The 12010-nt window shown below is 41.2% G+C and carries 8 protein-coding genes; 3 read left to right on the top strand and 5 right to left on the bottom strand.

What is annotated here, in order from left to right; genetic code table 11:
• Window positions 1-79: 79 nt before the first annotated feature.
• From D0T85_RS17950 to D0T85_RS17930, 5 genes are all read right to left on the bottom strand, one after another.
• Window positions 80-1588 carry an SUMF1/EgtB/PvdO family nonheme iron enzyme gene (locus D0T85_RS17950; protein ID WP_163214907.1) on the bottom strand — a complete coding sequence of 503 codons (1509 nt, stop codon included), beginning with the start codon at window positions 1586-1588 and terminating at the stop codon, window positions 80-82.
• Complete coding sequence (locus tag D0T85_RS23240; protein ID WP_370460003.1) at window positions 1585-3204, bottom strand: family 16 glycoside hydrolase; 1620 nt, start codon at window positions 3202-3204, stop codon at window positions 1585-1587. The genes D0T85_RS17950 and D0T85_RS23240 overlap by 4 nt, the downstream gene beginning before the upstream one ends.
• Before the next feature lie 290 nt (window positions 3205-3494).
• Window positions 3495-4886, bottom strand: a complete 1392-nt coding sequence (locus tag D0T85_RS17940) for a Gfo/Idh/MocA family protein (protein WP_163214906.1) — start codon at window positions 4884-4886, stop codon at window positions 3495-3497.
• Between the two features lie 165 nt (window positions 4887-5051).
• The gene (locus D0T85_RS17935) at window positions 5052-6044 is read right to left on the bottom strand and encodes a sugar phosphate isomerase/epimerase (RefSeq protein WP_163214905.1); all 993 of its coding nucleotides are present in this window, start codon (window positions 6042-6044) and stop codon (window positions 5052-5054) included.
• Between the two features lie 103 nt (window positions 6045-6147).
• Window positions 6148-7302, bottom strand: a complete 1155-nt coding sequence (locus D0T85_RS17930; RefSeq protein ID WP_163214904.1) for a Gfo/Idh/MocA family protein — start codon at window positions 7300-7302, stop codon at window positions 6148-6150.
• Window positions 7303-8201: 899 nt separating this feature from the next.
• Between D0T85_RS17930 and D0T85_RS17925 the strand changes: the two genes are divergently transcribed.
• The 3 genes from D0T85_RS17925 to D0T85_RS17915 are packed head-to-tail and all read left to right on the top strand — an operon-like array spanning window position 8202 to window position 11544.
• Window positions 8202-8462, top strand: coding sequence for an OadG family protein (locus D0T85_RS17925; protein ID WP_163214903.1), 261 nt, complete (start codon window positions 8202-8204; stop codon window positions 8460-8462).
• Window positions 8463-8473: 11 nt separating this feature from the next.
• Window positions 8474-10309: a biotin/lipoyl-containing protein gene (locus D0T85_RS17920; RefSeq protein WP_163214902.1), complete on the top strand. Its 1836-nt coding sequence runs from the start codon at window positions 8474-8476 to the stop codon at window positions 10307-10309.
• Complete coding sequence (locus D0T85_RS17915; protein WP_163214901.1) at window positions 10309-11544, top strand: sodium ion-translocating decarboxylase subunit beta; 1236 nt, start codon at window positions 10309-10311, stop codon at window positions 11542-11544. Before D0T85_RS17920 ends, D0T85_RS17915 begins: the two co-directional genes overlap by 1 nt.
• The last annotated feature ends 466 nt before the right edge of the window (window positions 11545-12010 follow it).

Raw genomic sequence — 12010 nt, 5'->3', positions numbered from 1 at the left:
TTTATGTTTATGATGCAAAAATCGTATTTTAATATGAGTAATAGGGGGTATTATTGAGTCAAATATGTATGCTATTGAATCAAAAAGGTTCACACACTACCCGGAAACCAATTCCTTTTATATCCGAATACCACCAGATACTTTTAGGCTGTTGAGGGTCGGTTTTCATCCAGTTATCATGTTCCGTAGGCCGGCGGGAAGCAGAACGAACATTCGAAGCATCATCTGCATAAAAGCCCCCTCTTACCACATGCTCTGTTCCGGTTTCGGGACCCTTCGGATCAACAATACCATCGTGAAGATGAGAGTAATCATCCGAATACCAGTCTGAGGTATATTCCATAACATTTCCCAGCATACTTTTAAGACCAAACGGGTTGGGTTGCAATTTTCTACCTTCCTGTGTTCGGTTTCTACTGTTATGTTTATAAGTTACATAACGGTTTATCAGTGTAGTATCTGCATCGAAGAATTTACGCCAGAAACCTTTATCGGAATACTTTTTAGGATCTCCTTCGAAGAAGTAAGCTGTTTCAGTGCCTCCTCGTGCTGCATATTCCCATTCGGCTTCGGTTGGCAAACGATACTTTTTACCTATTTTTTTCGATAACCATAAACAGAAGATTTCGGCTGCATAATGAGTCATAGTTATAGCCGGACGGTTTCCACCTCCCCAACCTTGTTCTGGATTGCCGAAGGGTGCGGTTGCACCTGTAATCACATCAACATCCGGTTGCGAGTTATTGGCAAATACAACTTCGGGTGGTGTGCGGGCTTCCGACATGGTTTCAGCATAAAATGCCCAATATTGTTTCCAGGTAACTTCGGTTTCGGCAATAAAGTAAGGTGATACCTGCACTTCGAACTGTGGCCCTTCGTTATCATTACGCAAAGACTCTTTCGAGGGGCTGCCCATCTTAAACTTACCACCCGGAATTGCTTTCATCTCAAAAGACACATTGGTGCCGGGAATATATTCGGTATAATTCTCGAAAGCAGTAACTTGGGCTGCCTCTGAGAATATTTCACCACTATCTTCTTCTTGCATTGGTATACCCGTCATTTTAGAATGTGTATAGTTAGGATTGTAATGGCCTACATCCATGTGGCAGCTTATACATTGCAGATCGAGTTTCTTTGCATTTTGCTCATAATAGAAATGAGCAGTTATTCCATCTTCGCTTAATGATGTGGGATATAACTGAACATGACATTTAACGCACGATTCGTTATATACGATTTTCTTTGCATAATCAAACTCTTTCTTTGCTTCCCAATCTATATCGGCAGTATCTTTGAACAAATACGACCATACATCTTTCATTCCGGTTTTAACTTTTGCATGTACATAGTGCATAGATCCGTCCGGTGGCAAATGGCAATCAACACAAGAGGTTTTAGTACCGCTCTTACTATTATAATGGCTGGAAAGGCGCCAACTATCTTCTGCATGTGGGTGAACATGACAGGCCATGCAAGATTCATCGGTAGAGGTAGTCATATATACATAGTTAATGGGCAATATAATAAGTATGCCCAGAACAATCCCTATGCCGATTGTAAGCAGTGTTTTTTTTCGAAGTTTCATTCTTTATAATTCTTTCGTAAAGACACAGTTGTTTCCGTAGGGAAATCTGTGGGAATCTTTTGAGTTACTTTTCCGGTTGCAGCCCATTCTGCTCCACGTAGTAGGGTTACCTGAAACCCGGTACATTGCATGGCAATGTTGTTTTCAAGGGTTTTGCCGGCATGTCCTAATGTGGTATGGAAAATGCGTGCATTATTATAATCAACTGTAAACATGGTAAGTTCGTTACGACCCGATCCGTTTTGTTTATCGGATGAATGTGCCCAGTAAAGCACATCCTTTACAGTTCCCGGACCACGCATGCGGTCGTACAATTCATCTTGGGCATGCAACCATTTTGCAGGTAATCCTTTTGTTATCGGATGATTTGTATTGCTACAATTTAGTTCGAATTCGTGTTGAGGCCCATGAGAGCCTCCTATACCGGGAGAGTTATCATATACCACTTTACCGGCTTTCAGGTAAATGTAAGGACCGTCTGTTTCGTTCCGTTCGTTCCAACCTCCAAATCCGGTTATTTTGTTGAATTCCTTCCATTCACGGAAAGCATTGTCGGCTGCATGGTATACAACTAGTCCACCGCCATTGCGGATATATGTTAGAAACGCATCATCGGTTTCCTGTGGCCATCGGTCGCCGTTGTAATCGAGAACAACAAGCTGATAATCGGCAAAGCGGGGTTTGAAATTACTCATGTCTTTACCCGAAGCAGGTGTCAAAGCCACATCAACAGTAAAAAGCCCGGAGTGTTCGAGTATTTGTTTAATTGCAATATGACTAACTTCCCAGTTATGGTTGTTTTGTCCTGTTACAACAAGGGCTTTTATTGGTTCTTTATCTAATTCTCGTATCCATATATTGCGGAATTTTACTTTATCACCATGATCCTGTAAGATAATTGGTCCTGCGCCATGAGCTTTTACTTGTGGCAATCCAATATACTCGGTTGTACCCAGTATCAATGTGTTATTTTGAACTAACACTCCATTGAATAATACTGTAATCCTACCGTGACTTTGAAGTGTACCATCTTCTTTAAAACGTGGAGCAGTGAAAATAATATCATACGTATTCCATTCACCCGGTTTACGTATGGGGTTTACAAGTGGTGGCGTTTGTTTGTATATGCTTCCGGCTTGCCCGTTCATATATGTTTCGTTGTTGTAATTATCCAGTATTTGCACTTCGTAAAGTCCTTGTAAAAACACACCACTGTTACCACGTCCCTGACTTTCTCCTTTTATTTCGGTTGGAGCACTCCATTCCAAATGAAGCTGACAATCGCCAAAGTTTTTCTTTGTACGTATTTGTCCGGTTTGCGGTGTAACTGTCATCACTCCATTAGTGATGTCCCATTTTACAGGATTGCCATCATCGTGTTGCCATTGAGATAAATCATTGTTGTTACCCAATAATACAATGGCATCCGATGGTGCACCGGGAGCATATTCATAAGGTGCAGGAGTTATTACTTTGGGTTGTGGTGTCCAGAACTCTGTCATTTGTGGAGTCATTTGTGGTGGTTTGGGGTATTCTTTTGAATTCTGTGCAACTACACATTGTGTAGCTATGCAGAAGATGATGATTAGTATGTTTTTAATAGGGTTGGAATTCATATAGTTTTGTTTTAAATATTTTATGTAGGCCTCCCTTCAAAAGCTGTTTAGTTCTAGTTATAGAGGCCAACGGCCTCTACGCAATAGCGTAGGGCAAAGCCCTACGTATCCGAGGCAGTACCACAGACCCCAACGGGGTCAACGCAATGTATTTAAAGTTGACCCCGTTGGGGTCACAATACAATATAATTTGCCAACGTAGGGCTTTGCCCTACGCTACTGCGCAGAGGCCGTTGGCCTCTATAACTAGAACTTAACAGCCGCTGGAGGGATTACAAATAATTCAACAATTATCCCATATCAGCAGCAAGTTTACCCATCTTAGGTGGAACATACGTTGTTGCAAAGTTTTCCACATTACCCAGATGCAGTTCTTTTGGCATCAATGATAAGTTAGATGCAATAAAGTCGTCCCATTTATATTCTTTGCCGGTATATGCCGATTCGCGTCCCATTGCTCCGGTTAAGGATGATGTTACAAGTGTTTCGGCTTCCAACGTCATTGATTTTCCAGAACGGATATGATTGATCAAATCCATGTGTTCCAACACATACGGATTAGTCTGTTTATATTTAGCTTTCTCTGCATCAAAATCGTATTGCCAAATCAGGTTGCCATCATGGTCGCGGATAGACATATCTTTACTGGTCCATATACCATCTGTTCCAATTATTGTTTCGCTCACATCACCATCGCAACCATCAATCTGACGTGCCTGAGCATTGACTCTTACTCCTCCTTCGTACACAATATCCAAACTGAAGTTGTCGAAAATATCTCCGGTACGGCGTTGAAGTTGCGAACCCATACCTACAACCGATACCGGTTTAAGGTGCGAGAACCAGGTAAACACATCAATATTATGTACAAGTTGGTCAATAACATGGTCGCCACACAGCCAGTTCCAACTGAAAAAGTCGCGTAGCATATATTCCATATCTGTCCACTCGGGGCGACGTTTCCGGTAAGTCATTGCACCCTGATTCCATTTAACTACGCCACCGGTGATTCGTCCGATTTGTCCTTCACGTATTCTTTTGTACGATTCAATATAACTGCGTTCATGGTGTCTTTGTGCCCCTGTTTGGATACAAAGTCCTTTGCTTTGTGCCTGCTTGATAGCAGCATTGAAGTTACGACAACTTACGGGGTCAATACCTGCAGCTTTTTCGCAGAACACATGTTTCCCTTTTTCTATAGCATATTTAGTTTGATCGGCATGGAAGATAGAAGGTGTAGCAATTATAACCACATCTACATTCGGATCTTCGCATACCTTTTTATATGCATCAAAACCATAATGAATTTTATCATCGGGAACTTCAATATTTCTTTTTTCGCGAAGATGTTTTCTTAAACCTTCTAGTCTGTCTTCAAAAATATCTGCCATTGCTACAATAGTAAGACCATCGCCTGCCGACAGAAAATCGTTTGTAGCACCCGAGCCACGGCTTCCACACCCAATTACGCCTGCACGAATGGTTTTGCCGTCTATTGCTTTATCTCCCATTTCGGGGATATACACCGGGATGTCGGACTGAAGTGGTTTATACTTACTTGTGCTTTCGCTGCTACAAGATGATACGATGCTGCTTACACCGGTAAAGCTGCCTACAGCACCTACTGTACCCAATGCCGAGCGGGTAAGAAATTGTCTTCTCGAAATTTTTTCTTTTGCCATGTTGTTAGTAGTTAGTAGCTAGTAGCTAGTAGTTAGTAGCTAGTAGCTAGTTATTATTAGTAGTAGTTAGTAGTTAGTAGCTAGTAGTTAGTAGTTAGTAAGTAGCAAGTAGTAAGAATCCATGCGGCATCGTACTACTAACTACTAGCTACTAGCTACTAACTACTAACCACTAAATGCCGCATCAAACGCTACATTCGAAGGACGGAAATCTATATTCTTAACGAACCGTAAGGACTCGGCCGCACCGTGTTCACGGTCCATGCCATTATCTTCCCATTCAACAGAAAGTGGTCCTTGATAATCAATGCGGTTCAATGTGCGGATTATCTCTTCAAAGTTTATCTTTCCGCGTCCCATACTACGGAAATCCCAGAAACGATCACGATGCCCAAAAGGTAGATGCCCTCCGAATACACCTGCACGGGTAGGTACATCCGACCACCATACATCCTTCATGTGTACATGGAAAATACGATCGGCAAAGGTTTCTATAAAGGCTACATAGTCTACTCCCTGATAGCCCATGTGACTAGGATCATAGTTGAAGCCGAAAGCCGGGTGATAATCTATGGCTTCCAGTAACATTTGTGCCGATGAGATGTCGAATGCTATTTCGGTAGGATGTACTTCGAGAGCAAACCTCACCCCATTTTTATGGTAGGAATTTACAATGGGTTTAAATCTTGTAGCCACTTCGTCAAAGCCAGCTTTTATTTCTTCGGCAGATACGGGAGGGAAAGAATATAATAGATGCCAGATGGGGCTTCCTGTAAATCCTACTACAGTATTTACTCCGAGCATCCGGGCAGCCTCGCCGATCTTTATCATTTCTTCGGCAGCCCTTTGCCGTACACCTTCGGGATCGCCATCACCCCATATACGGGCAGGTAGCACACCTTTATGGCGGTTGTCGATTCGGTCGCAAACACATTGTCCTACAGGATGATTGGAAATGGTATATAATTCAAGATCATATTTTGCCAATGTAGCTTTAATCTGGTCACAATATTCCTGACTCAGTTTCTCAATGTCCAGATGATTCTCGGTACATGCAAGTTCTAATCCATCGTAACCAAATTCTTTTGCTTTTGCGCAAATTGTTTCAAGAGGCATATCGCCCCATTGTGCTGTATATAAAGTAACTTTTCGTGCCATTTGTTTTTAAGTTTTGAGTTATGAGTTTTGAGTTATGAGTAGTGAGTTATGAGTAGTGAGTTGTGAGTCCGCATGGTAAAACTCACTACTCACTACTCAAAACTCATAACTCAAACCATTTTGTTTCATTATTGTATCCGGATGTTGTAATGGTTTCTATAAACTGCATTCCTCTTACGCCATCGTCTATGCTGGGGAAATCCAGCCATGCTTCTTCGGGTTGAATTCCTTCTTTCTTTGCCATCACGGTACGGGCAAAGTTGCGATAGATATTTGCAAAGGCTTCAATATATCCTTCGGGATGTCCGCCGGGAGTACGTGTGTTGGCCTTAGCGATGTTGCCCATATAACCGTTGCCGGTTCTTACTATCTCCATGGGTTTGTCGCTCCATTTTATATATAAGGTGTTTGGTTCCATCTGGTTCCATTCAATGCCACCTTTTTCGCCATAAATGCGCAGTTTAAGGGAGTTCTCTTCTCCTGCTGCCACTTGCGATGCAATCAATACACCTGTGGCTCCGTTGTTGAAACGTAAAAGGGCAGCTCCATCATCGTCGAGCAAGCGTCCTTCTACAAAGGTTTTCAGATCGGCACACATTGATGTACATTTCAACCCCGATGCATATTCGGCCAGATGCAGCGCATGTGTTCCTATATCTCCCATACATCCTGCTTTGCCCGAACGTTGCGGATCTGTACGCCAACCGGCATTGCTCTTAGGATCCAGTTCGGCCCGGGTAGATAACCATCCCTGAGGATATTCGGTATAAATTTTACGGATCTTTCCAAAATCACCTCTTTCCAGTCTCATTTTGGCCTCTTTTACTGCCGGATAACCGGAATAAGTATGAGTTAGTGCAAGAGTTTGCCCTGTTTGCTCTACAATATCTTTCAGTTGCTTTGCTTCCTGTAAAGAGAAAGTCATTGGTTTATCGAGTACAACATCAAAGCCGTTCTCCAAAGCCATTTTGGCTGGTGCAAAGTGTAGATGATTGGGTGTAACAATTGAAAGAAAATCCATTCTTTCTCCTTCAGGAAGAGCTTTTTCAGCATCTATCATTTCCTGATATGAAGTATAGATTCTGTTTTCGGGTAGAAAATATTCCAGGCCCGATTGTTTTGAAACTTCCGGTTTACTGCTGAAACATCCGCAAACCAATTCAATACTGTTGTCCATGAGAGCGGCACATCTGTGAATGGCCCCAATAAAGGCTCCATTTCCTCCTCCAAACATGCCCATGCGAAGTTTTCGTTTCATAAATTAGGGTGTTTTATGGTATTAATTTCTTCACGTAATATTAGTGAAGCGGCTCATTTACAAATGTATAGAATGTTTTGGTTTACAAGGCTATTTTAATGTGTTTTTTTGAGGCCTTGTATAGCATGAATTGTTTCATAATAGGGGGAGTTTTGATAACAAGACCAGTCTTTACAATTAAAAACTACTTAGAATGAGAGAATTGTACTATATAGCAGAGCAGTCTCGGTCTATATAGCTGAGCACCTTCAAGCTATATAGCACAAGGGGTCAAAGCTATATAGCTTGAAGCTGCTCGTCTATATAGAAAGATATTTTACTTGTATTAGAACTTCTGTTGTTGTGCATCAAAACAATGATCGAACTACATTAAAACTGCGCCTGTTTTACATCATAATTGTGATTGTTTTGTGCCTAAAAAAGTGTTAAACGCAACGCTGTAACAACAAAAATAACACCTGTTAACAAGTTCGACGATTCAACAAAAAAATACGATACTATTTGATAAACAGAGTATAAGCCGTTGTTTTATATGTAAAAAAAGAGACAGATAGTGGCAAAAAGTAATAGCGACCCTACAACAAAAGAAGAGAAAAGAAAAGAAGAGAAAAGAAAAGAAAACAGCAGAAGAAAAAGAAAAAGAAAAAGAAACTGCTGCTGTTGCTGTTGTCTGGACGAAAGCGCGAAGGCGTGAAAGGGAGAAAGCATTTCACCTTTCGTGCCTTCATATCTTCGCGCTTTCGCGCCACTTCCCAGAAGTAAATATTCAGCACAATATTACACATTAGCATTTTTTATTAACTTTTTCCTTTATATTTCAACTTTTTATTGGTAATTTCGGGCGTTTTTTTGCATTCCGAAAGAATTCTTTTATAAATCATAAATACAGTAATAACGCCATGGAAAATTTTCAGACAGGACTATTATTGATGGTTGTAGGGATGGTTACCGTCTTCGCCATTTTATTGATAGTCATCAATTTAGGGAAACTCCTTATTTTCTTAGTTAATAAATATGCACCGGAAGAAGTTGTGGCTGCCAAACAAAAGGCTACCGGACCAGCACCTATACAACCTAATATTGTAGCTGCAATTACAGCTGCCGTAAATGTTGTAACGCATAACAAAGGAAAAATAGTGAAAATAGAAAAACAAAATTAATACGCTAAAACATGAAAAGAGAAGTTAAGTTCAGCTTGGTCTTCAGGGATATGTGGCAATCGGCCGGTAAATATGTACCCCGTGTAGATCAGCTAGTAAAAGTTGCTCCAGCCATTATAGAGATGGGCTGTTTTGCCCGTGTAGAAACAAATGGTGGAGGTTTTGAACAAGTAAATTTATTATTCGGAGAAAACCCCAATAAAGCAGTACGCGACTGGACTGCACCTTTCCATAAAGCCGGAATCCAAACTCACATGCTAGACCGTGCTTTAAACGGGCTTCGCATGAGTCCTGTTCCTGCCGATGTACGTAAACTGTTCTACAAGGTTAAAAAGGCACAAGGTACAGATATTACACGTACTTTCTGCGGATTGAATGATGTTCGCAATATTATTCCTTCTATTAAATATGCCAAAGATGCAGGAATGATTTCGCAGTGTGCGTTGAGTATCACACACTCTCCAATTCACACGGTAGAATACTACACCAATATGGCTCTCGAACTGATTGCTGCTGGTGCCGATGAAATCTGTATCAAAGACATGGCAGGTATCGGTCGTCCGGTATCGTTGGGTAAGATTGTGGCTAATATAAAGAAAGCGCATCCTCAAATTCCAATTCAATATCATAGTCATGCAGGTCCGGGCTTCAATATGGCTACTATCCTCGAAGTTTGTAATGCCGGTTGCGATTATATTGATGTGGGTATGGAACCTCTTTCGTGGGGAACAGGCCATGCCGACCTGATCAGTGTTCAGGCTATGTTGAAAGATGCCGGATATCAGGTTCCTGAAATCAATATGGAAGCCTATATGAAGGTTCGCAGTATGGTTCAGGAGTTTATGGATGATTTCCTTGGCCTGTACATCAGTCCGAAAAACCGTTTGATGAATTCATTGCTTATTGCTCCGGGATTACCAGGAGGTATGATGGGAAGTCTTATGGCCGACCTTGAAAGCAATCTTGAATCAATCAACAAATACAAAGCAAAACGCAACCTGCCGTTTATGACACAGGATGATTTGCTTATCAAACTGTTCGATGAAGTTGCTTATGTATGGCCACGTGTGGGTTATCCTCCATTGGTAACACCATTCAGTCAGTACGTAAAAAACCTTGCCATGATGAACGTTATCGCTATGGAAAAAGGAAAAGAACGTTGGGGAATGATTGCCGATGACATCTGGGATATGATTCTGGGTCGTGCCGGTCGTTTGCCGGGCAAACTAGCTCCTGAAATCATTGAAAAAGCCGAGCGCGAAGGTCGTAAGTTCTTTGATGGCGATCCACAGGAAAACTATCCTGATTCGTTGGATAAGTATCGTAAGATGATGAAAGATAACAAATGGGAACTTGGCCAAGATGACGAAGAACTCTTTGAATATGCCATGCACCCAGCTCAATACGAAGCTTACAAGAGTGGAAAAGCCAAAGAAGATTTCCTTGCCGATGTTGCCAAGAAAAAAGCCGAGAAAGATAAATCACCTCTGGATGATGCCAAACCAAAAACGCTTACAGTGCAGGTTGACGGACAGGCTTATAAAGTAACAGTGGCTTATGGAGATACTGAATTACCAGCACAAACTGGTGCTGCTGCACCAGTAGCAAGTGGCGAAGGTAAAGATGTAATATCTCCGTTGGAAGGAAAATTCTTCCTAACAAAAGATACCTCGGAAGCTCCTGTAAAAGTAGGCGATGTTGTTAACGAAGGCGATTTGCTGTGTTACGTAGAGGCTATGAAAACATACAATGCCATTCGTGCAGAGTTTGGTGGTACTGTAACTGCCATATTACTTAATCCGGGAGATTCGGTTTCTGAAGATGACGTAATAATGAAGATACAGTAATGGGAGAAATATTTAAGAATCTATATGATATGACTGCGTTTAGCAACATTATTGCTCAACCGCAGTTCCTGGTAATGTATGTCATCGCCTTTGTACTGTTATACCTGGGAATTAAAAAACAATATGAACCCCTGTTGTTGGTACCAATAGCTTTTGGTGTATTGTTGGCAAATTTCCCCGGTGGTGAAATGGGAATTATACAGGCCGATGAAAACGGAATGGTAGCCATTAATGGGATAATGAAAAATATATGGGAGATGCCATTGCATGATATTGCACATGAAATGGGTATTATGAACTTCCTGTATTATATGTTGATAAAAACAGGTTTCCTTCCTCCGATTATTTTCATGGGCGTAGGGGCATTGACCGACTTTGGTCCGATGCTTCGTAACCTGCGTTTATCTATCTTTGGTGCTGCTGCTCAGCTAGGTATTTTTACCGTATTGCTAGTTGCTATCCTAATGGGATTTACTCCGAAAGAAGCTGCTTCTTTGGGTATTATTGGTGGTGCTGATGGTCCAACAGCTATCTTCACAACAATTAAGTTGGCTCCACATTTATTGGGTCCAATTGCAATTGCTGCTTATTCGTATATGGCACTTGTTCCGGTAATTATTCCGCTTGTTGTACGTATATTCTGTAGCAAGAAAGAGCTGATGATCAACATGAAAGAGCAGGAAAAGTCTAATCCTTCAACAATAGTAATTAAAAACATGCGTGTGTTGAAGATTATCTTCCCAATTGCTGTAACCACAGTTGTTGCTTTGTTTGTGCCTAGTGCGGTTCCTTTGGTGGGTATGTTGATGTTTGGTAACCTGATTAAAGAAATTGGTGCCAATACATTCCGTTTGTTCGATGCGGCTTCAAACAGCATCATGAATACTGCTACTATATTCCTGGGACTTTGTGTGGGTGCAACCATGACAGTTGATGCTTTCCTTAACTGGACAACTATTGGTATTGTTGTGGGTGGTTTCCTTGCATTTGCTTTATCAATTACAGGTGGTATTCTGTTTGTGAAAGTGTTTAATATGTTCTCAAAGAGAAAGATCAATCCATTGATTGGGGCAACAGGATTAAGTGCAGTGCCTATGGCTAGCCGTGTGGCAAACGAAATTGCATTGAAATACGACAAGAAGAATCACGTATTACAATACTGTATGTCAAGTAACATTTCAGGTGTAATCGGTTCGGCTGTAGCGGCTGGGGTGTTGATTTCGTTCTTGGGATAAAGAAGTCCAGAAATAGTCAATAATTTCTTATCAACGTTGTAGACGTTGCATTATTCTCCTCCAGGATACATGCAACGTCTATTTTTTTATTCACACTGTTGAGGGTCTTTGATGGTTTCCATGCGACACATCAGAACATAAAAAAACGGGAACTCCTCACGGAGGCCCCGTTCTTCCTTCACTTTAGCATTTTATTTATCTAAAACAGATTTCTTGATATTGTATAATTATGCATCCGGCGAGAGAGAGAGTTCCGGAAAATCATACAACCCAGTTCATCCGATGTTACTATCTTAGGTGTAAGGGTGAACAACGACTAATTGAGCGACTGAGACAGCGAACTGCATTTTGGAGTGCTACACCCTTGAAAGTAACCATTGCTAAGATGAAATTTTTAACATTAGACTTTTGTCATAATCTCGTGTTGAGCTAGGTCAATCATTCATTACTTAAGGTTAACACTACA

This window comes from Bacteroides sp. 519 (assembly GCF_010500955.1).
GTDB lineage: Bacteria > Bacteroidota > Bacteroidia > Bacteroidales > Bacteroidaceae > Bacteroides.
Note: the sequence above shows the minus strand (reverse complement) of the source record. Positions and strands in the feature narration are given on the sequence as shown.